Source organism: Sphingomonas kyungheensis (assembly GCF_037120395.1).
GTDB classification, from domain to species: Bacteria; Pseudomonadota; Alphaproteobacteria; order Sphingomonadales; family Sphingomonadaceae; genus Sphingomonas; species Sphingomonas kyungheensis.
This window is the reverse complement of record NZ_JBBBDM010000002.1, coordinates 601,842-621,649: the sequence shown is the minus strand read 5'-3', so window position 1 is coordinate 621,649 and position 19,808 is coordinate 601,842. Positions and strand designations below refer to the sequence as shown.

Sequence of the window (19,808 nt, the reverse complement as noted above, 5' to 3'; positions counted from 1 at the left end):
ATCTGCCGCGGCGTCGCCGCAAGACTGTCGGCGTCAGCCCGCCAGCACCGCCGCGAAAGCGCGCACCGCCGCCGCCTCGTCACCGCCCCAGACCGCGCCCGACACGGCGAGGAAATCGGCGCCCGCCGTCACCAGCGCGGGTGCGTTGACCGGGGTGATGCCGCCGATCGCGACGCTCGGCAGTTCGAACATCGACGCCCACCACGACAGGATCGACGGATCGGCATGATGCTCGACCGTCTTGGTCGCCGTCGGGAAGAAGGCACCGAAGGCGACGTAATCCGCGCCGGCCTCGCCCGCCTCCATCGCGAGATGACGGCTGTCGTGGCAGGTCACGCCGATCTGGACGGTCGGCCCGAGCGCGTCACGCGCCTCGCGCGGATCGCCGTCCTCCTGGCCGAGATGCACGCCATCGGCGCCGAGCCGCTTGGCCAGCGCGATACTGTCGTTGACGATGAAGGCGACCTCGCGGTCGGCGCAGATCCGCTGCAGCGGCTCGGCCAGCTTGGCGGCGCCATGCTGGTCGACATCCTTGATGCGCAGCTGGAAGGCCGCGACCGGCCCGGCGTCGAGCGCGCGCGCCAGCCGGTCGGCGAAGCCGCCGGTGACGTCGAGCGGCGAGATCAGATAGAGCTGGCACGGCGGCCGGCGGTCGGCACGCTCGAAATGCGCGGCGAAATCAGGGTCGAGCGGGCCCAGCGGATCGTCTTCGGTCATCGCTGAGCGCCTAGCGCCTTCCACGCCGCGACGAAAGCGGCAGGATCATCGAGCCGGTGCGCGATCGTGACGATGCCGCGGCGGCCCGGCAGCGGCCGGTGCAGATCGACGATGACGTTGGGATAGGCGAGCAGCGCGAGGTTCAGCGTCGAACGCTGCTTGAGCGCCGCCGCGGGCAGCGACGGCCTCAGTCCGGCGACGGCGTCGCGCGGAATATCGACACGCCGGATCGTGCCCACCTGCATCACCAGCCGCGCGTGATCGAGCAGCACGGGGCGACGCTTCATCATCAGCAAGGCGCGCACCAGCCAGGCCAGCGCCGCCAGCGTGACGGCGGACACGGCCAGCGCCACTGGACGGCTCCACAGCGCGACGAGCAGATGCGTGACCGCGAGCTCGATCGAACCAATCACGACCAGCGTCCACAACAAGGGCGCCACCGAGCGATGATAGGCGAAGCGCTGCGGCAGGTCGACCACAGCGGCGGTCGCAGCCGCGCCGGGCGGATCGTGATCCGGCTCCGACGCGGCGTACGTCATCGCGTCAGGCCGCCTCGCCCTTGTAGATGGCGATCAGCTTGCCGAGCATGTCGAGCGCATCCTCGCGGCTGCGCTGGAAGGTGTTGCGGCCGATGATCGAACCGTTGCCGCCGCCGGCGAGGATGTCGCGCGCGTCCTGATAGACGGCATCCGCCCCCTTCGCCGCGCCGCCCGAGAAGACGACGATGCGCCGGCCGGCGAAGCTCGCCTGGACGACGTGACGGACGCGATCGGCCTGGTTCGACCAGTCGGTGCCTTCGTAGACACGCTTGGCCTCTTCCTGCTCGATATGCGCGGAGGGCAGCTTGACCTTGATGATATGCGCGCCGAGCAGCGCCGCCATATGCGCGGCATAGGCGCCGACATCGAGCGCGAGCTCGCCGTCCTTGCTGAGCTTGCCGCCGCGCGGATAGCTCCAGATCACCGTGGCGATGCCGACCGACTTGGCCTCCTCGCTCAGCTCGCGGATCTCCTCCATCTGCTCGAAGATCGCGTCCGAGCCCGGATAGATGGTGAAGCCGATCGCCGCGCAACCGAGCCGCAGCGCATCCGAGACGCTCGCCGTCACCGCCTGATCGATGCTCGTCGCCCAGCTATTCGAGCTGTTCATCTTGAGGATGGTCGGGATCTGCCCGGCGAAGGTGTCCGCCCCCGCCTCGAGCGGGCCGAGCGGCGCGGCATAGGCCGACAGGCCGGCGTCGACCGCGATCTGGTAATGGTAGTGCGGATCATAGGCGGGCGGGTTGACCGCGAAGGAGCGTGCCGGCCCGTGCTCGAACCCCTGGTCGACCGGCAGGATCACCAGCTTGCCGGTGCCGCCCAATTTGCCGTGCATCAGGATGCGGGCGAGGTTCGCCTTCACCGCCGGGCTGGTCGCTTCATATTTGTCGAGGATCGCCTTGACGGCGGGCGTGACGTTGGTGGTCATGGGTCGGCTCCTTGGGACGGATAGGGTCAGAGCATCAGCCAGCGGCGCAACGCCTGGTCGATCTGCTCCATGCGGGTGGGACTGGCATGGCCGATCACCTGCGTGATCCGCTCGCGCGCGATGCTCGAAATACGGTCGATCTGCACTTCGCATTCGGCGGTGAGGCCATTGTGCTCGCGCGGCGACATGACGACGCGGAACAGCGCCTCGCCGCCGATGACGTTGGTCAGCGGGCAGACGGTGATCGTCGCATGCGTCGCGTTGAACAGATCCGACTGGACGACGACGCAGGGCCGCTGCGGCTCGCCTGCCGGGCCGTCGGCCAGCACGATCGCGCCATGGCTTATCTCCACGCCGCGCCATCCTGCCAGAAGACGCCGTCGGCGACCGAAAGGCGCGCCGAGGCGCGGGTCGACTGGCGGCGTGCCTCGCGCCGATAGGCCTCGTCGTGCAGATCGACGTAGCGGCGCACCGCCTCGCGTGCGATATCGCTTTTGCTGCGCCCCTGCGTGCGCGCGACCGCAGCGAGCCGCTCTTCCAATTCCGTGTCGAGTCGAACGCCGAGCATGCCACCTGCCTGTTTAACGCGTTTAACCTACTGCGGACGGGGACTTTGATCAACCGTTTAGCCGGCCCGGCTTGACCGGTCCGCCGCGGGCGTGATCAGATGGTCGCGGGGGAGATCATCATGCGGGCTTTTCGATATGCGGCCGCCGCCGTCGCCTTCTGCGTCGCCGCGCCGGCGACCCGCGCCGATCCGCCGGCCTCGGTGGTCGGGCGGCCGGCGCCACCGGCCGAGCTGACGCTGATCGACGGCAGCAAGGTCAAGCTCGCCGACCTGCGCGGCGAGGTGGTGGTGCTCAATTTCTGGGCGACCTGGTGCGGGCCGTGTCGCCACGAACTGCCGCTGCTCGACGGCTATTATCGCATGCAGAAGCGCCATGGCCTGCGTGTCTTCGCGATCGCGACCGAGGATTCGGTGCCGGCCTTCCGGATGAAGCCGCTGTTCGCGGCGCTGGCGATCACCCCGGCGCGACGGGTGAAGGGCGCCTATCCGCTGATCGGCAACGCGCTGCCGACCAATTACGTCATCGATCGCGCCGGCGTCGTCCGCTACGCCAAGGCGGCGGCGTTCGAACTCGACGATCTCAACACGATCCTCGCGCCGCTGCTCGCCGAGGCGCCGCCCGCCTGAGCGGCGCCCCGTCCGATCAACCGCGGATCAGCGCGGCGACGCCGGGCAGGTCCTTGCCTTCCATCCATTCGAGGAAGGCGCCGCCCGCGGTCGAGACGAAGGTGAAGCGATCCGCCACCCCCGCCTGGTTGAGCGCGGCGACGGTATCGCCGCCGCCGGCGACCGAGACGAGGCTGCCGTCCTGCGTCAGCGCCGCGGCGGTGCGCGCGAGGCTGACGGTGGCGACGTCGAACGGCGCGGTCTCGAACGCGCCGAGCGGGCCGTTCCACACCAGAGTGCGGCAGTTCTTGAGCACGTCGCCCAGCGCCTCGACCGCGCTCGGCCCGACGTCGAGGATCATCTCGTCCGCCGCGACCTCATGGACGTTGATCGTGCGGACCGGCGGATTGGCGCGGAATTCCTTCGCGACCACCACGTCATAGGGCAGATGGACGGTGCAATTGGCGCGATCCGCGGCGTCGAGGATCTCGTCGGCGGTGCCGGTGAGGTCGTGCTCGCACAGCGACTTTCCGACGTTGACGCCGCGCGCGGCGAGGAAGGTATTGGCCATGCCGCCACCGATGATCAGATGATCGACGCGGGTGACGAGATGCTTGAGCACGTCGAGCTTGGTCGACACCTTCGCGCCCCCGACCACCGCCGCGACCGGATGCTCGGGCTTGCCGAGCGCCTTTTCCAGCGCATCGAGTTCCGCTTCCATCGCCCGGCCGGCGAAGGCGGGCAGCACATGCGCCAGCCCCTCGGTCGAGGCATGCGCGCGGTGCGCGGCTGAGAAGGCATCGTTGACGTAGAGATCGCCGAGCCGGGCGAAGCGCTCGACCACGGCAGCGTCGTTCTTCTCCTCGCCGCCGAAGAAGCGGGTATTTTCGAGGATCGCGATATCGCCGGGCTGCAGCGTCGCCACCGCCTCCTCGGCCCCCTCCCAGTCGATGTAGCGCACCTCGCGGCCGAGCACGTGGCTATACGGCCGCGCCAGCATCGCCAGCGACATGTCGGGGCTGGGCACGCCCTTGGGGCGGCCATAATGGGCAAGGATCAGCACGATCGCGCCGCGATCGGCGAGTTCGGTGACGGTCGGCAGCGTCGCGCGCAGCCGCGTATCGTCGGTCACCGCGCCATCCGCCATCGGCACGTTCAGATCCTCGCGGACGAGCACGCGCTTGCCCGAAACTTCCCCCATGTCGTCGAGCGTCTTGAAGGCCTTGGTCATCGCATCTTCCTCATGTCATGCCATCGGGTCAGCGACCCGCCTCGATCACCGTCACCGCATCGCCGACCGCGATCCGGCCGCCGCGCCGCACCCGCGCACAGGCGCCGCCGCGCCAGTCGGGCGTCAGCGCCGCCTTCAGTCCCTCAGCGATCGTCTCCATGCGGCTGCACGGATCGCATTCGAACGAAATCTCCAGCTCGACCGTGCCGATCCGGAGAACCGCGCCCGGTACCTGCGGGATGTCGATGCCGTCGAGCAGCAGATTGGCGCGCCGCTCCTGCCAGGGGAGGACGTGGCCGAGTTCGGCCATCGCCGCGTCCCAGTCGCGCCGCTCCATCATCGTCACCTGCCGCCGGCCGCGACCGCCGGGCTTGACCGCACCGCGAAAGTCGCCGTGCAGCCCGCCCTCGACGGTCACCTCGATCGCATCGAGCAGCTCCATCGGCCCCTTGGGCCGGGCGTGCCGGGCAATGCCAGCGAGCACGCCGCCCGAGGCGCCCATCGGCTTAGAGGAAGCTCGCCATCACGGTCGCGGTGTCGACCATGCGGTTGGAAAAGCCCCATTCATTGTCGTACCAGCTGACCACACGGACCAGCTTACCGTCGATCACCGCGGTTTCGAGGCTGTCGACGGTCGACGATTGCGGCGTGTGCATCAGGTCGATCGAGACGAGCGGTTCGTCCGAGAAGACCAGCACGCCCTTGAGCGGACCATCTTCCGACGCCGCCTTGAGGATCGCATTGACCTCGTCCTTGGTCGTGTCGCGCTTGGGGGTGAAGGTCAGGTCGACCAGGCTGACGTCGGGCACCGGCACGCGGATCGCCGACCCGTCGAGCCGGCCCTTGAGCTCGGGCAGCACCTCGCCGACCGCGCGCGCCGCGCCGGTGGTGGTCGGGATCATCGACATCGCCGCGGCGCGCGCCCGGCGCAGGTCGGGGTGGATCTGGTCGAGGATCTTCTGATCGTTGGTATAGGCGTGCACCGTCGTCATCAGGCCGCGCTCGATACCGATCGCATCGTTGAGCACCTTGGCGACGGGCGCGAGGCAGTTGGTGGTGCACGACGCGTTCGACACGATCGTGTGCTCGGCGGTCAGCTTGTCGTGGTTGACGCCATAGACGACGGTCAGGTCGACGCCCTTGCCCGGCGCCGAGATCAGCACCTTCTTGGCGCCGGCATCGATATGCTTCTGGCACGACGCCTGATCGGTGAAGAAGCCGGTGCATTCGAGCACCAGCTCGACGCCCAGGTCCTTGTGCGGCAGATTGGCGGGATCGCGCTCGGCGGTGACGCGGATGCGCTTGCCGTCGATGACGAGGTCATTACCTTCCGCGGCGACGGTGCCGGGATATTTGCCGTGGACGCTGTCGCGGCTGAACAGCCAGGCGTTCGACTTGGCATCGGCGAGATCGTTGATCGCCACCAGTTCGAGATCGCCGGCGTTCCGTTCGATGATCGCCCGCGCCACCAGACGTCCGATCCGTCCGAAGCCGTTGATCGCAACCTTCACCGTCATCTGGGCTCTCCTCGCCAATGCATGAGCTGCGCGGCGACACAGGGGCCGCGCCGGGCGCGCCAGCCTTTGCGAGTCTGCCCCCCGGTCTGTCAACCGCGCGTGGCGTGCGCCGGGCCGATTGCGGGACGGACTTTGCCGGCTTGCCGCTCGCCACGGCCGCGCCTACGTCCCTCCGCATGCCCGATACTCTTAGTGCGGTCGATCGCATCGACGCTGCGATCGCCCGAATCGAATCCGCGATTGATGCGCGCGCCCGGGCCGGCGACGCCCTCGCGCGTCGCCACGCCGCGCTGAAGGCGCGGATGGCCGAGGCGGTGAGCGCGCTCGACGACGTCATCGCCCGCGGCTCCGCATCCTGATGGCGAACGTGACGCTGACGATCGGCACCCGGCCGTTCACCGTCGCCTGCCGCGACGGCGAGGAAGCGCGGCTGCAACAGCTCGGCCGGATGCTCGACGAACGCTGGCCGGGCGCGCTGCGCGCCGCGGGCAACGTGCCCGGGGAGCGCGCGATGCTGTTCGTCGCGCTGATGCTGGCGGACGCGCTCGACGAGATCCAGCACCGGCCGCCCGAGGGCGCCGCGGTCAGCGAGCCGGCGCTCGCCCGCATCGCCGACCGGCTGGAGGCACTGGCCAATGCGCTGGAGCGCGATCCGGTCGCGGGTTAGCCTTCCCCCCATTGCCACCGGCGTCGCGACATCCTAAATCAGGCAGCGGCGGGTTCTGCCCGGTACGAGCCTTACTTTATCCCTGAGGCTATTCATCATCCAAGGGGGCTGTCCCTGCCCGGACCCTGGTCCGACGCACATGGTCCCCACCTGACGTTACTGGGCGTCGGTGGATATTTTGGCACACGGCCACGGCGGTCCCGCCACCCGCCTTTCTCTTCCGCGCCGCGACCGGAGCGATGATCGACAAGCCAGCCCTCCGCGCCCGCCTGCGTGCCGTCCGCGACGGAGCCGCGCGCGACCGGCCGATGCGCGTGCCGCCGGCGTTCACCGATCGCCTGACCGCGGGGACGGTCGTCGCCGGCTATGCGCCGTTCGGCAGCGAGGCCGATCCCGCCCCGCTGCTCGCCGCCGCCGCCGACGCCGGGTGCCGTCTGGCGCTGCCGCACGTCACGCGGCGCGATCGGCCGATGCGCTTCCTGGCGTGGCGGTGCGGCGACGATCTTAGCGAGGGGCTCTACCGGCTGCGCCAGCCCGACGCCGACGCCCCCGAGGTCGTGCCGGACATCATCCTCACTCCGCTGCTCGGCTTCGACGCCGACGGGCATCGACTGGGTCAGGGCGCGGGCTTCTACGATCGAGCCTTCGCGCGGCTGCCGTTCGCGTGGCGGGTCGGTGTCGCTTGGTCGGTGCAGCAGGTCGATCATTGCCCCGCCGATCCGTGGGACGTACCGCTGCATGCCATCGTCACCGAATCGGATTGGATCGTCCCATGACCCCCAGTTGGCGCAAGCCCGCGGGCGTGCTGCTCATCATCGCGCTGATCGGCCTGTGGTCGGCGATCATCGTCAGCGCATCGGGCGTCGTCGGCGGCTGGGCGTGGTGGCTGCAATTGCCCTTCTACCTCATCGCCGGGATCGTCTGGATCGTGCCGATGAAGCCGCTGCTGCTGTGGATGGAGACGGGCCGCTGGCGCTAGCCGCGGCGGGAACGCTCATCCGCGAAAGCGGATGGCGCGAGTGACGGGGCTCGAACCCGCGACCTCCGGCGTGACAGGCCGGCGCTCTAACCAACTGAGCTACACCCGCGTGATACGCGGTCGGAGCAGATCGTCCGCCCGGCTGAGCGACGCGACATACTCCCGCATGTTCCGATAGTCTTTCCCAATCCCACGAAGGGAATGGCGCGAGTGACGGGGCTCGAACCCGCGACCTCCGGCGTGACAGGCCGGCGCTCTAACCAACTGAGCTACACCCGCTGAAAGCGTTGAGGCGCGCCAACTAGGCGAGCGATCGGGGGGTGTCAACGGCCTATTCGTTCGGCCGCTCGCCATCGTCGTCGCCGCGGCGCCGGCGCAGCCGTTCCTGCTGCACCAGCGTGCCGTGTTCGAACAGGAATCCGGCGATGTCGGGCTTGCCCGCCGCGCCCAGCACGGTCTGGATGATGATCAGCAGCGGCACCGCGAGCAACGCCCCCGCCGTCCCCCATACCCAGCCCCAGAAGCTGATCGAGACGAGGATCATCAGCGGGCTGATCGTCAGCCGATGCCCGACGATCAGCGGCGTGATCGCATTCGCCTCGAGCAGGTGACAGCCGATCATCACCGCCGGCGGCAGCATCGCCACCCAGATGTCGGTAAAGGTCATCATGCCGCCGATCGCGAGCAGGAAGGCGGCGATGATCGGCCCGAAATACGGAATGTAGTTGAGCAGCGCGACGATCCCGCCCCACATCAGCGGCGACGGCATGCCGATGAAATAGAGCACGCCGGCGACCACGCCTCCGAGCGTCAGGTTGATCAGCGTGATCGTGCCGAGATAGGCGGACACGTCGTCGACGACATCCTGGATGACGCGCGCGGTCGCCATCGCGCCGTCGAAGCTGTTGCGGCGGGTGATCGTCTTCTTGCGCATCCCGGTCCAGCCGGACAGGAAGAAGAAGACGATCAGGATGCCGAAGAAGAACTGGACGATCACCGTCGGCGCCGAGGTCGCGGCGAGTTCGAGGATCGAGCTGGGCGGCGCCACCGCGGCGGTCTGCGGCTGCCGCACCGGGGTCGACGCGATCTGCCGGAACATCTTGTTCACCGACTTCTCCAGCGTCGAATAGAGATCGAGCAGCGGCGACAGATTGTGCTGGATGCGGCTGATCCGGCTCGGCAGCAGCTGGAAGAAGTCGGTCGCCGGCACGACGATCGCGGCGATCGCGATATTGGCGATGATCAGGAAGACGAGCACGCACAGCAGCGCGGCGAGCGCCGAGGGCATCCGCCGTCGCTCCAGCCATTCGAGCACCGGCACCAGCGCGATGGCGATCACCAGCGCCGCGGTGAGCGGCATGAAGAATTCCGCACCCGACTTGAGCGCGAACGGCGTGCCGAGCGTCAGGCCGATGCCGGCGATCAGCGTCAGCGCGGCGAGCAGCCGGTCACGCCGCTGCGCGATCCGCCCGATCTCCGACCGCCCGCCGGGCAGCAGCGGCGCGCCGAGCGCGACCTGATCCTCGGGTGTCATCGGGGTCGGATCGGGAGCGGGAGCGTCGGCCATCCCACCGCTCTAGCGTATTTTTTGCGGGCGCCATCCTGCTTCTTGCCGCATCGTCAGGCGGTGTCCGCCTGCTCCGTGACGAAGCAATGCTTGAGCTCGCTTTTCAGGATCTTGCCGCTGGCATTGCGCGGCAGCGGCGTGGTCATGAAGCGGATCGCCACCGGTACCTTGAAGCCGGCGAGCCGGGCGCGGACGAACGCCTGCAATTCCGCCGCATCGGCGGTGCAGCCGGGGCAGAGATGCACCACCGCGACCGGCTCCTCGCCGAGCGTCCGGTGCGGCACCCCGATCAGCGCCGCGTCGGTGACCGACGGATGCGCATAGAGGACATTCTCGACCTCGATCGAATAGATGTTCTCGCCGCCGCGGATGATCACGTCCTTGGCGCGGTCGGCGATGAACAGAAAGCCCTCCGTATCGATTCGGGCGATATCGCCGGTCCGCACCCAGCCGTCGACGAAGGTCGCGGCGCTCTCCTCCGGGCGGTTCCAATAGCCGCGCACCACCATCGGCCCGCGCGCCCACAATTCGCCGAGCGTGCCCGGCGGCAGGTCGGTGATCCCGTCCGCGTCGCGGATGGCCAGATCGGCGACGGCGACCGGCGCGCCCGCGCTGTCGGGCCGATGCAGATAATCCTCCGCCGCGAGCGAGGTGACCGTCGCGGTCGTCTCGGTCATCCCCCAGCCGTTTCCCGGCGCCGCGCTGAGATCGCTGCGGATGCGGCGGACGAGGTCGGGCGCCGACGGCGCGCCGCCATAAGCGATCGCCTCCAGCGAGGAGAGATCGTAGCGCGCCCGGTCGGGATGTTCGAGCAACTGCCAGGCGATCGTCGGCACGCCGCCGGTGGTGGTGACGCGCTCGCGCTCGATCAGGCCGAGCGCCTGGGTCGCGTCCCACTTCGGCATCAGCACGATCGTCGATCCCGTCGCCACCAGCGGCAGCAGCGACGCCGAACAGCCGGTGACGTGGAAGAAGGGGATGACCATCAGCGCGACGCGCGGCGCCGGCTCGGGCGGGATCTCCCCCCGGCGCAGGCAGACGCGCGCCGCGGCATAGCCGTTCGACAGGACGTTGCTGGCGAGATTGCGATGGCTGAGCACCGCGCCCTTGGGCCGCCCGGTGGTGCCGCTGGTGTAGAAGATCGCCGCGGCATCGTCGGGCGCGATTCCCACCTGCGGCAGGTCGGCATCGGCAAGACCGGCCCAGTCCGCCGGAGCGCCGATCAGCGATTCGAGCCGCACCGCCCGCCCCGGCGCCGCCGATCGCGTCACGATGACCGGCAGCTCCGGCAAGGCCGACAGGGGCGTGGCGAGCCGCGCCAATCGTTCGCCGTCGCAGATCAGCAGGCGTGCGCCCGAGTCGCGCAGGGCGAAATCGAGCTCGTCCGCGCTCCACCAGGCGTTGAGCGGAACGACGATCGCGCCGATCGCGCCGATCGCGAAGAACACCATCGGCCATTCGGGCAGGTTGCGCATCGCCAGCGCGACGCGATCGCCGCGGCCGATGCCGAGCGCGACGAGATGCCCGGCCAGCGCCGCCACCGCGCGGTGATGCGCCGCATAGCTGACGCGATCGTCGTCGAGCACGAGGAAGGTCCGCTCGCCCTGCCCCCGGCTCGCGGCGAGCAGCGCGGCGAGCGAGGCGGGTGCGTTCTTCCATGTCCGGGTCGCGATGCCGTCGATCGCCACCTCCTCCATCTCGAAGCGCGCGCCCGGCGCGGTGAGCGCATCGCGCACCTCCGCCATCGTCATCGCCGGCCAGCCCTGCCCCGTTCCCGCCGCCATGCCACGTCCCTTCGGTCGGCCGAGAAACGCCGGCCCCCTGTTCGAATTCGACGAAAGGTTACTGTTGATTCCGGCTTCACTCAAGGCGATATGGAACGCGAGTTAGAAAATGGGGTATGGCAACCACATGACAGCGCCGTCACATCCCCGGCACGGCCTATCGGCGGCACGCCTCGCCGCGATCGATGCCTTTGTAAAGGCGCGGTACCTCGACACTGGTCTGCTGCCGCACGCGCAGCTGCTCGTCGCGCGTGACGGCGGGATCGTCCATTTTTCGCACCTGGGTGCGGCGCGCGAGGGCGGCGCGGCGGTGAACGAGGGGTCGCTGTTCCGCATCGCCTCGATGACCAAGCCGATCACCTCGGTGGCGTTCATGACGCTGGTCGAATCGGGGCTGGTCGCGCTCGATACGCCGGTGCACGATGTGCTGCCCGCCTTCGCCGACACCGGCGTCTATCAGAGCGGCGGCGGCGGCATGCCCTTCGTCACCCGTCCGCCCGCCACGCCGATGCGCATGCTCGATCTGCTGCGCCATACCGCGGGCCTGACCTACGGCTTCCAGAACCGTTCCAACATCGACGCCGCCTATCGCGCGCAGCGGCTGGAGCGCTGGCACGGCGAACAGGACCTCGACGGCTTCGTCGCCGCGCTCGCCCGGCTGCCGCTCGAATTCCCGCCCGGCGAGGGATGGAATTATTCGGTCGCCACCGACGTGCTCGGCGCGGTCATCGAGCGGCTGACCGGGCAGACGCTCGACGTCGTGCTGCGCGAGCGGATTTTCGCGCCGCTCGGCATGGACGATACCGGCTTCCACGTGCCGCCCGACAAGATCGACCGGCTCACCGATTGCTATGCCCTCAACGCCGACGGCGAGCGCGTCCTCTACGATCGCGGCGCGCAGAGCGCCTGGGCGAAGCCGCCGCGCCTGCTGTCGGGCGGCGGCGGCCTCGTCTCGACCGCGCTCGACTATCACCGCTTCTGCCGGATGTGCGAACAGGGCGGCACGCTCGACGGCGCGCGCATCCTCGGCCGCAAGACGCTGGAGCTGATGCGGATGAACCATCTGCCCGGCGGCGGCGATCTCGCCAGCCTGTCGCGCTCGCTGTTCAGCGAGGCGCACAATGCCGGCACCGGCTTCGGGCTCGGCTTTGCGGTGACGCAGGACGTGGCGCGATCGATGCTCCCCGGCAGCGTCGGCGAATATTATTGGGGCGGCATCTTCTCCACCGCCTTCTTCATCGATCCCGTCGAGCGGCTGCACATGGTGTTCATGACGCAGTTCACGCCGTCGAGCCTCTATCCGATCCGCCGTGAGCTCAAGACGATGCTCTACGCGGCGCTCGATTGACCCTTAGGAAGGATGCCCGAATGACCTCGCCGATCCGCACCGAACGCCATGGCGACGTGCTCGTCATCATCGCCGACAATCCGCCGGTCAACGCGCTCGGCGCCGCGGTCCGCCAGGGTCTCGAAGCGGCGATCGAGGAGGGCGAGGCGGACGGCGCGATCGCCGCGATGGTGATCCGCTGCGACGGCCGCACCTTCTTCGCCGGCGCCGACATCACCGAATTCGGCAAGCCCCCGGTCGAGCCGATGCTGCCCACCGTCGTCGACCGGATCGAGGCGAGCAGCAAGCCCGTCGTCGCGGCGATCCACGGCACCGCCTTGGGCGGCGGCTGCGAGGTCGCGCTCGGCTGCCATTACCGGGTCGCCGTGCCCTCCGCCAAGATCGGCACGCCGGAGGTCAAGCTCGGCCTGCTGCCCGGCGCGGGCGGTACGCAGCGGCTGCCGCGGCTCGCCGGCGTGCGGCTGGCGCTGGAGATGACCGCCAAGGGCGACCCGATCTCCGCCAAGCGGGCGCAGGAGGCGGGCCTGATCGACCGGATCGTCGGCGAGGACAGCCTCGCCGCCGACGCCATCGCTTTCGCCGGCGAGGTGAAGGCGGTGCGGCCGATCCCGCGCGCCTCAGAACGCGCGGTGCAGCCCGATCCCGAGGCGGTCGCCGCCTTCCAGAAGGAGAATGCCCGCCGCTTCCGCAGCTTCGACGCGCCCGCCGCCAACATCGCCTGCGTCGTCAAGGCGACCGAAGTGCCGTTCGACCAGGGCATCGCCTTCGAACGGAAGGAATTCCTGCGGCTGATGACCGGCAACCAGTCGGCCGCCCAGCGCCATATCTTCTTCGCCGAACGGCAAGCCGCGAAGATCGACGACGTGCCGGCCGACACGCCGCTGCGCCCGATCAGGCGCGTCGGCGTGATCGGCGCGGGCACGATGGGCGGCGGCATCGCGATGAACTTCCTGTCGGCGGGCATTCCGGTGACGATCGTCGAGATGGCGCAGGAGGCGCTCGACCGCGGCACCGGCGTGATCCGCAGGAATTACGAGGCGACCGCCGCCAAGGGGCGGATGACGTCGGGACAGGTCGACACCGCGATGGCGGCGCTGACCCCGACGCTCGACTTCGATGCGCTCGTCGACTGCGATCTGGTGATCGAGGCGGTGTATGAGACGATGGCGGTCAAGCAGGAGATCTTCGGCCGGCTCGACGGCATCGCCAAGCCGGGCGCGATCCTTGCTTCGAACACCTCCTATCTCGACATCGACGCGATCGCCGCCTGCACCAGCCGGCCGCAGGACGTGCTCGGCATGCACTTCTTCTCGCCCGCCAATGTGATGAAGCTGCTCGAGGTGGTGCGCGGCGCCAAGACCGCGCCGGACGTGCTCGCGACGGTGATGGCGCTCGCCAAGACGATCCGCAAGGTCGCGGTGGTCGCGGGCGTCACTTATGGCTTCATCGGCAACCGCATGCTGATGCCGCGGCAGGTCGAGGCCAACAAGCTGCTGCTCGAAGGCGCGACGCCCGAGCAGATCGACCGCGTCCACGTCGCCTTCGGCATGCCGATGGGGCCGTTCCAGATGGCCGACCTCGCCGGCGTCGACATCGGCTGGCACCGCGACCCGAACCGGATCGAGAACGTCCGCGACGCGCTCGCCGCCGAAGGGCGCTGGGGCCAGAAACGCCAAGCCGGCTTCTACGACTATGACGAAAAGCGCAATCCGTCCCCCTCGCCGCGCGTCGCCGAGATCATCCAGGACTGGCGCGACAAGACCGGCACGCCGCAGCACGAGGTGACCGACGAGGAGATCGTCGAACGCACGCTCTACCCGATGGTCAACGAAGGCGCGCTGATCCTGGAGGAAGGCAAGGCGCAGCGCGCGTCCGACGTCGATGTCGTGTGGATCTACGGCTATGGCTGGCCGGTCTATCGCGGCGGCCCGATGTTCTGGGCGAAGACCGAGGGTTACGACAAGGTCGTCGCCGGGCTGGAGAAGCATGGCTTCACGGTCGCGCAGAGCCTGAAGAGCGGCAGCATCAAGTAACGATCGCGATCGCGCCAGCGATCCGCAGGGAGAGGACATTATGACCGACCTCGACACCTTCCGCACCCAGACCCGCGCCTGGCTGGCGGACCATTGCCCGCCCGAGATGCGCGAGCCGGTGCGCTCCGACGCCGACATCTGCTGGGGCGGGCGGCGCTACGATCCCGCCGCCAACCCGCCGCAGGCGCAATGGCTGAAGGCGATGGCGGAGCGCGGCTGGACCGTGCCCGACTGGCCCGCGGCCTATGGCGGCGGCGGCCTGTCCGCGGCAGAGACCAAGGTGCTGCGCGAGGAGATGGCGGCGATCCGCGCGCGCAACCCGCTCAATTCGTTCGGCATCTCGATGCTTGGGCCGGCGCTGCTCAAATACGGCACCGAGGCGCAGAAGCTGGAGCACCTGCCCAAGATCGCACGCGGCGAGATCCGCTGGTGCCAGGGCTATTCCGAACCCAATGCCGGCAGCGACCTCGCCGGCCTCGCCACCAGTGCGGAGGACGGCGGCGATCATTATATTGTCAACGGCCAGAAGGTGTGGACCAGCTATGCCGACAAGGCCGACTGGATTTTCTGCCTGGTGCGTACCAGCAAGGAATCGAAGCAGGGCGGGATCAGCTTCGTGCTGTTCGACATGGCGACGCCCGGCGTCTCGACCAAGCCGATCCTGCTGATCAGCGGCTATTCGCCTTTCTGCGAGACCTTCTTCGACGACGTGAAGGTGCCCAAGGCCAATCGCATCCACGACGAGAACAAGGGCTGGGACGTCGCCAAATACCTCCTCGGCCACGAGCGCGAGATGATCAGCGGCATGGGCCTCGGCGGCGGCGGGCGCAATCCGCTGGTCGAGGGGGCGATCGCCACCATCGGCGTCGATGCTGACGGCCGCCTCGCCGATCCGGTGCTGCGTACGCAGATCGCGCTGTTCGAGGTGCGCGCCAAGGCGTTCGGTGCGATGAGCGAGCGGTTCATCGACGAACTCAAGGCCGGGCTCGCCCATCCCGCCCAGCCGAGCATGATGAAATATGTCGGCACCGAGCTGAACAAGGACCGCCACGAGCTGATGATGGCGGCGGGCGGCTCGGACGCCCTGGAGTGGGAGAGCGAACGCTCGCGCACCGGGGCGGTGCCGCGCGCCTGGCTGCGCACCAAGGCCAATTCGATCGAGGGCGGAACCAGCGAGATCCAGCTCAACATCATCGCCAAGCGCATCCTCGAGCTGCCGGGCACCTAGAGCGAGATCGGGCTCCTGCGGAAGCAGGAGCCCAGGGCCATGAAGCGGCACGCCCGGAACCCTGGGTTCCGGCCTCCGCCGGAACACGGGAATGCAACCATGCCTCTCTACCTCAACGACGAACAGACGATGCTCCGCGACACCGCCAAGGACTTCGTCGCCGAACATGCCCCGGTCGCGCATCTGCGTGGCCTGCGTGACGCCAACGACCCGACCGGCTTCTCGCGCGACCTGTGGAAGCAGTTCGCCGAGATGGGCTTCACCGGCATCCTGATCGACGAGGCGCATGGCGGCCTCGGCCTCGGCCATGTCGAGGCGGGCGTGGTGCTGGAGGAGATCGGCCGCAACCTCTCCCCGTCGCCCTTCCTGTCGACCGCGGTGGCGGCGGTGGCGGCCTTGCAGGGCAGCGCGCAGGCGGGCGAATGGCTGCCGCGGATCGCGGTCGGCGACGCGATCGCGGCGCTGGCGATCGACGAGGGGCCGAAGCATCGCGACCGGATCGCGATGACCGCCGAACGGGCCGGCAACGGCTTCCGCCTCACCGGCGCCAAACAGTTCGTCGCCCACGGCCATGTCGCCGACCTGCTGATCGTCGCGGCACGCACCGCCGGCGGCGCCGACGATCAGGACGGCGTCACGCTGTTCGCGGTCCCGCGCGATGCGGCCGGACTGACCGCGACGCCCGAGCGGCTCGCCGACGCCAGCCTCGCCGCGCGCCTGCGCTTCGAGGGCGTCGAGGTCGATGCCGATGCGGTGATCGGCGAGGTCGACGCCGGCCGTGACCCGCTCGGCCGCCTGCTCCGCGCCGGTCGGACGGGCGCGGCGGCGGAACTGGTCGGCGTCGGCGGCGGCGCGATGGACATGACCGTCGGCTATCTGAAGGAGCGCAAGCAGTTCGGCACGACGATCGGCAGCTTCCAGGCGCTGCAGCATCGCGCCGCGCATCTGTACAGCGAGATGGAGGTGGCGCGCGCCGCGGTGCTCAAGGCGCAGCAATTGCTCGATGCGGGCAGCGATCGCGCCGACGAGGCGGTGTCGGTCGCCAAGGCGATGACCGGCATGGCGACGACGCTGTCGGTACAGGAAGCCATTCAGATGCATGGTGGCATCGGCATGACGGATGAGTATGACGTCGGCTTCTACATGAAGCGGGCGCGGGTGCTCGCGGAACTGTTCGGCGACGTCGGCTTCCACGCCGATCGTCTGGCGAGGCATGCGGGATATTGATGGACGAAACGGCTTCTTCACACTCGGGACCGCCCCGGAAAACGCCGGACGAGCTGGCGGCGATGCTGGTGACGCTGCTCGATGTCGAGGAAATCGACACCGACCTGTATCGCGGCGCGCGCCAGCCGGGCGGCCGCGGGCGGGTGTTCGGCGGTCAGGTGATCGCACAGGCGTTGCAGGCGGCACAGCGGTCGGTCGAGGACAAGGCCGCACATTCGCTCCACGCCTATTTCATGCGCGCGGGCGACGAGGATTTCCCGATCGTCTTCCGCGTCATCCGCGACTTCGAAGGGCGCAGCTTCGCGACCCGGCGCGTCGTCGCGTTGCAGAAGGGGCAGCCGATCCTCAACCTCGCCGCCTCCTTCCAGCTGCCCGAAGACGGCTTCCACCATCAGAATGCGATGCCCGACGTGCCGCCGCCCGAGGCGCTCAAATCGGAACAGGAGCTGCGCCTCGCCATCGCCGATCAGGTGCCCGAGAAGGTTCGCGCCTTCTTCCTGCGCCGCCAGAATGCGATCGAGATGCGGCCGCTCTATCCGCGCAGCTGGTTCCAGCCGGTCAAACGCGAGCCGAGCAACGCCGCCTGGTTCCGCGTCGCCGCACCGATCGGCGACGACCCGCAACTGCACCGGGCCGCGCTCGCCTACGCCTCGGACATGGCGCTGATGGCGACGGCGATGATGCCGCACGGCGTCAACTGGCTGATGCCGGAGATGCAATGCGCCAGCCTCGACCATGCGCTATGGTTGCACGAACCGTTTCGCGCCGATGAATGGCTGCTCTACACCACCGACAGCCCCTGGGCGGGCCACGCCCGCGGCATGAACCGCGGCAGCATCTTCACCCGCGACGGCCGGCTGGTGGCGAGCGTCGCGCAGGAAGGGCTGATGCGCCGGCGCGGTCAATAAAGGACCGGCGGAAGCGGATCGGCGGCGTTCGGACGCTCGCCGGGCTTGCGGATCCGGTAGAAGACGCGCTCGATACAGCCGGTATAGCCATGCGGCGACGGCGGCATCGTAACCCCGCGGACCATCTGCGTCGCCGCCTCGGCGAAATCGGTCGACGGTTCGCTGGCGAGCACGCGGATATTGCCGGTCTGCCCCCAAGAGGCGACATCGAAGGCGATGATCGCCCAGCCTTCGATGGTGCGGCGATTATAGGCGGCGGGATAGCGCAGTACCGGCTTGCGCTCATACTCATGCGTCAGCGGGCAGGTTGCATCGGCGGGACGGACGCTCGCCTCTTCGGGCGCGGGCGGCGCGGCGAGCGGCGTCGCGCCCTTCCAATAGCGGAAGGCGCAGCCGTGCCGCGCCCCGCGTTCGAAGCGGGAACGCGATACCGCGGTCAGCGCCGCCGCGTCGAGCGCCGGCGATCCGCTTGCAACGATGGGGTGCGGCCGTACCGGCTTGCCGTTCGCGGCGATGTCATAACCGACCATCGTCGTGCTGACATATCCCGGCTGGGCGGGCAGCGACTTGAACGACGGAAAGGCGCGCAGCAGCACCTCGGGCTCGGGATCGCTGCAATCCGCGCCCGCGGGGAGCAGCTTCGCCCACATTTCGCGCGGCATGTTCGGGGTCGTCGCGGCATAAGCGATCAGCTCGGCGACCGGTGCCGTGGCCAGCGGCTCGACATGCGGCGTGAAGGTGACGGTGCAACGCGCGCGTTCCACGCCCGCCGCGAAGCGCGCCGCGGCCAGCGCGGGGACGACATCCTCGCCATAGGCGCGCCAGCCGGCGCGGACCGGGGTGATCGACAGCGGACGGCCGGCGGCATCGATACGGAAGTCGATCGCCACCGGGGTCAGGGCTGGCATGCCGCTCGAAACCATCGCCGCCTGCGGATCAGCCGCCCGCACCACCCGCTCGGCGACGACCCGCTCGCCGCCGTGGCAGAGGACGGGGCTCATCACCCAGCGCAGCAGCGCCTGCCGGTTCGACTCGATCGGCGGAGCCGGCGGTACGGTGGGCAGCAAGGCGGCGGCGAGCAGCGGGATCATGGCCACAGGCTGCGCCGCGATGATGACGGTGGCAAGTCACTTCCCTCCGGGCCTGTCATACCGCGGTCTTGCCATAGTCCTGGCGCGTCACCGGGTGGCTCGACGACAGTCCGCCGTCCACCACGATCGCCTGGCCGTTGACGTAGCTCGCCTCGTCGGAGGCGAGGAACAGCGCGACCCGCGCCAGCTCCTCCGGCTGCGCGCCGCGGCGCAGCGGATTGAGCCGGCCGAGCCGGTCGCCCTTGCCGGCGTCACGCGCGAAGTCGAACACCGGCCGGGTCATGCCGGTCTCGGTCAGGCCGGGGCAGAGCGCGTTGACGCGCACGTTGCTCCCCGACAATTGCTGCGCGGCGACCGCGGCGAGGTTGATCACCCCCGCCTTGGACGCCGAATAGGCCGGCGATCCCGCGCCCGAGCGCAAGCCGGCGACGCTCGCGGTCAGCACGATCGCGCCGCCGCCGCGCGCGGCGATCCGCGGTGCGCCGTGCTTGATCGCGAGGAACGGCCCGATCAGATTGACGCGCAGCACCTCGCCGATCAGCGCGACATCGGTGTCGAAGATATTCGCCATGCCGCCCGAGATACCGGCATTGGCGAAGACGATGTCGAGCCCGCCGAACGCGCTGTCGGCAAGTGCCATCGCGCGCTGCACGTCACCCTCGTCACCCGCGTCGATGCGGATCGCGCGCGCGATGCCGCCGGCGTCGGCGATGGCGGCGGCGACCGCCTCGCCCGCGTCGCTGCGATCGGCGACGATCACCTGTCCCCCCTCGGCGGCGAAGGCGACCGCGGCGGCGCGGCCGATGCCGCTGCCGGCGCCGGTGACGAGGATCGATCTGCCGTCGAAGCGTGCCATCTGTCCTCCCGAAG

The 19,808-nt window shown here is 69.3% G+C and carries 22 protein-coding genes and 2 tRNA genes; 10 read left to right on the top strand and 14 right to left on the bottom strand.

The features are described from left to right. Positions 1-33 precede the first annotated feature (33 nt). The 5 genes from thiE to V8201_RS06955 are packed head-to-tail and all read right to left on the bottom strand — an operon-like array spanning position 34 to position 2,752. Entirely contained in the window at positions 34-717 is a 684-nt protein-coding gene (thiE, locus tag V8201_RS06975) for a thiamine phosphate synthase (RefSeq protein ID WP_336544831.1), read from the bottom strand. Continuing rightward, positions 714-1,256 (bottom strand): hypothetical protein, encoded by a 543-nt coding sequence (locus V8201_RS06970; RefSeq protein WP_336544830.1) that lies wholly within the window; start codon positions 1,254-1,256, stop codon positions 714-716. Before V8201_RS06970 ends, thiE begins: the two co-directional genes overlap by 4 nt. A 4-nt stretch (positions 1,257-1,260) precedes the next feature. Then, positions 1,261-2,184, bottom strand: a complete 924-nt coding sequence (locus tag V8201_RS06965) for a class I fructose-bisphosphate aldolase (RefSeq protein ID WP_037530689.1) — start codon at positions 2,182-2,184, stop codon at positions 1,261-1,263. A gap of 26 nt (positions 2,185-2,210) precedes the next feature. Next, positions 2,211-2,537 carry a type II toxin-antitoxin system PemK/MazF family toxin gene (locus tag V8201_RS06960; RefSeq protein WP_235199461.1) on the bottom strand — a complete coding sequence of 109 codons (327 nt, stop codon included), beginning with the start codon at positions 2,535-2,537 and terminating at the stop codon, positions 2,211-2,213. Then, entirely contained in the window at positions 2,528-2,752 is a 225-nt protein-coding gene (locus tag V8201_RS06955; RefSeq protein WP_037530687.1) for a ribbon-helix-helix protein, CopG family, read from the bottom strand. Before V8201_RS06955 ends, V8201_RS06960 begins: the two co-directional genes overlap by 10 nt. Before the next feature lie 120 nt (positions 2,753-2,872). Here V8201_RS06955 and V8201_RS06950 point away from each other — a divergent pair, with 120 nt between their 5' ends. Further along, entirely contained in the window at positions 2,873-3,379 is a 507-nt protein-coding gene (locus tag V8201_RS06950; protein ID WP_037530686.1) for a TlpA family protein disulfide reductase, read from the top strand. 16 nt (positions 3,380-3,395) lie between these two features. Here the strand turns inward: V8201_RS06950 and V8201_RS06945 are convergent, their stop codons facing one another. The 3 genes from V8201_RS06945 to gap are packed head-to-tail and all read right to left on the bottom strand — an operon-like array spanning position 3,396 to position 6,106. After that, complete coding sequence (locus tag V8201_RS06945; RefSeq protein WP_271300553.1) at positions 3,396-4,589, bottom strand: phosphoglycerate kinase; 1,194 nt, start codon at positions 4,587-4,589, stop codon at positions 3,396-3,398. A 28-nt stretch (positions 4,590-4,617) separates the two neighbouring features. Beyond that, positions 4,618-5,091 (bottom strand): MOSC domain-containing protein, encoded by a 474-nt coding sequence (locus V8201_RS06940; protein ID WP_336544829.1) that lies wholly within the window; start codon positions 5,089-5,091, stop codon positions 4,618-4,620. Positions 5,092-5,095: 4 nt separating this feature from the next. After that, a complete protein-coding gene (gene gap, locus V8201_RS06935; RefSeq protein WP_037530678.1) occupies positions 5,096-6,106 on the bottom strand; it encodes a type I glyceraldehyde-3-phosphate dehydrogenase in 1,011 nt (336 codons plus the stop codon). Positions 6,107-6,210: 104 nt separating this feature from the next. Between gap and V8201_RS06930 the strand changes: the two genes are divergently transcribed. The 4 genes from V8201_RS06930 (at position 6,211) to V8201_RS06915 (ending at position 7,752) form a co-directional block, all read left to right on the top strand. Beyond that, positions 6,211-6,465 carry a hypothetical protein gene (locus tag V8201_RS06930; RefSeq protein WP_336544828.1) on the top strand — a complete coding sequence of 85 codons (255 nt, stop codon included), beginning with the start codon at positions 6,211-6,213 and terminating at the stop codon, positions 6,463-6,465. Next, positions 6,465-6,773 (top strand): cell division protein ZapA, encoded by a 309-nt coding sequence (locus V8201_RS06925; RefSeq protein ID WP_037530676.1) that lies wholly within the window; start codon positions 6,465-6,467, stop codon positions 6,771-6,773. Before V8201_RS06930 ends, V8201_RS06925 begins: the two co-directional genes overlap by 1 nt. Before the next feature lie 239 nt (positions 6,774-7,012). Next, complete coding sequence (locus V8201_RS06920; protein ID WP_336544827.1) at positions 7,013-7,549, top strand: 5-formyltetrahydrofolate cyclo-ligase; 537 nt, start codon at positions 7,013-7,015, stop codon at positions 7,547-7,549. Then, complete coding sequence (locus V8201_RS06915; RefSeq protein WP_037530672.1) at positions 7,546-7,752, top strand: DUF2842 domain-containing protein; 207 nt, start codon at positions 7,546-7,548, stop codon at positions 7,750-7,752. The genes V8201_RS06920 and V8201_RS06915 overlap by 4 nt, the downstream gene beginning before the upstream one ends. Before the next feature lie 32 nt (positions 7,753-7,784). Here the strand turns inward: V8201_RS06915 and V8201_RS06910 are convergent. From V8201_RS06910 to V8201_RS06895, 4 genes are all read right to left on the bottom strand, one after another. Further along, a tRNA-Asp gene (locus tag V8201_RS06910) sits at positions 7,785-7,861 on the bottom strand. Positions 7,862-7,954: 93 nt separating this feature from the next. Further along, a tRNA-Asp gene (locus V8201_RS06905) sits at positions 7,955-8,031 on the bottom strand. Positions 8,032-8,083: 52 nt separating this feature from the next. Next, a complete protein-coding gene (locus tag V8201_RS06900) occupies positions 8,084-9,319 on the bottom strand; it encodes an AI-2E family transporter (RefSeq protein WP_037530671.1) in 1,236 nt (411 codons plus the stop codon). A gap of 53 nt (positions 9,320-9,372) precedes the next feature. Continuing rightward, the gene (locus tag V8201_RS06895) at positions 9,373-11,103 is read right to left on the bottom strand and encodes a class I adenylate-forming enzyme family protein (RefSeq protein WP_336544826.1); all 1,731 of its coding nucleotides are present in this window, start codon (positions 11,101-11,103) and stop codon (positions 9,373-9,375) included. Between the two features lie 127 nt (positions 11,104-11,230). Between V8201_RS06895 and V8201_RS06890 the strand changes: the two genes are divergently transcribed. The 5 genes from V8201_RS06890 (at position 11,231) to V8201_RS06870 (ending at position 17,847) form a co-directional block, all read left to right on the top strand. Then, positions 11,231-12,451 (top strand): serine hydrolase domain-containing protein, encoded by a 1,221-nt coding sequence (locus V8201_RS06890; protein WP_336544825.1) that lies wholly within the window; start codon positions 11,231-11,233, stop codon positions 12,449-12,451. Between the two features lie 20 nt (positions 12,452-12,471). Further along, positions 12,472-14,484 carry a 3-hydroxyacyl-CoA dehydrogenase NAD-binding domain-containing protein gene (locus V8201_RS06885; RefSeq protein ID WP_336544824.1) on the top strand — a complete coding sequence of 671 codons (2,013 nt, stop codon included), beginning with the start codon at positions 12,472-12,474 and terminating at the stop codon, positions 14,482-14,484. Positions 14,485-14,521: 37 nt separating this feature from the next. Beyond that, complete coding sequence (locus V8201_RS06880) at positions 14,522-15,712, top strand: acyl-CoA dehydrogenase family protein (RefSeq protein ID WP_336544920.1); 1,191 nt, start codon at positions 14,522-14,524, stop codon at positions 15,710-15,712. Between the two features lie 99 nt (positions 15,713-15,811). Continuing rightward, positions 15,812-16,939 carry an acyl-CoA dehydrogenase family protein gene (locus V8201_RS06875; RefSeq protein ID WP_336544823.1) on the top strand — a complete coding sequence of 376 codons (1,128 nt, stop codon included), beginning with the start codon at positions 15,812-15,814 and terminating at the stop codon, positions 16,937-16,939. 62 nt (positions 16,940-17,001) lie between these two features. Then, positions 17,002-17,847: an acyl-CoA thioesterase gene (locus V8201_RS06870; protein WP_336544822.1), complete on the top strand. Its 846-nt coding sequence runs from the start codon at positions 17,002-17,004 to the stop codon at positions 17,845-17,847. On the opposite strand, the gene V8201_RS06865 is transcribed toward V8201_RS06870, so the two are convergent. Further along, complete coding sequence (locus tag V8201_RS06865; protein ID WP_336544821.1) at positions 17,841-18,938, bottom strand: TonB family protein; 1,098 nt, start codon at positions 18,936-18,938, stop codon at positions 17,841-17,843. The two genes, V8201_RS06870 and V8201_RS06865, sit on opposite strands and share 7 nt — an antisense overlap. Positions 18,939-18,993: 55 nt before the next feature. Further along, positions 18,994-19,794 carry an SDR family NAD(P)-dependent oxidoreductase gene (locus V8201_RS06860; protein WP_336544820.1) on the bottom strand — a complete coding sequence of 267 codons (801 nt, stop codon included), beginning with the start codon at positions 19,792-19,794 and terminating at the stop codon, positions 18,994-18,996. Positions 19,795-19,808 lie beyond the last annotated feature (14 nt).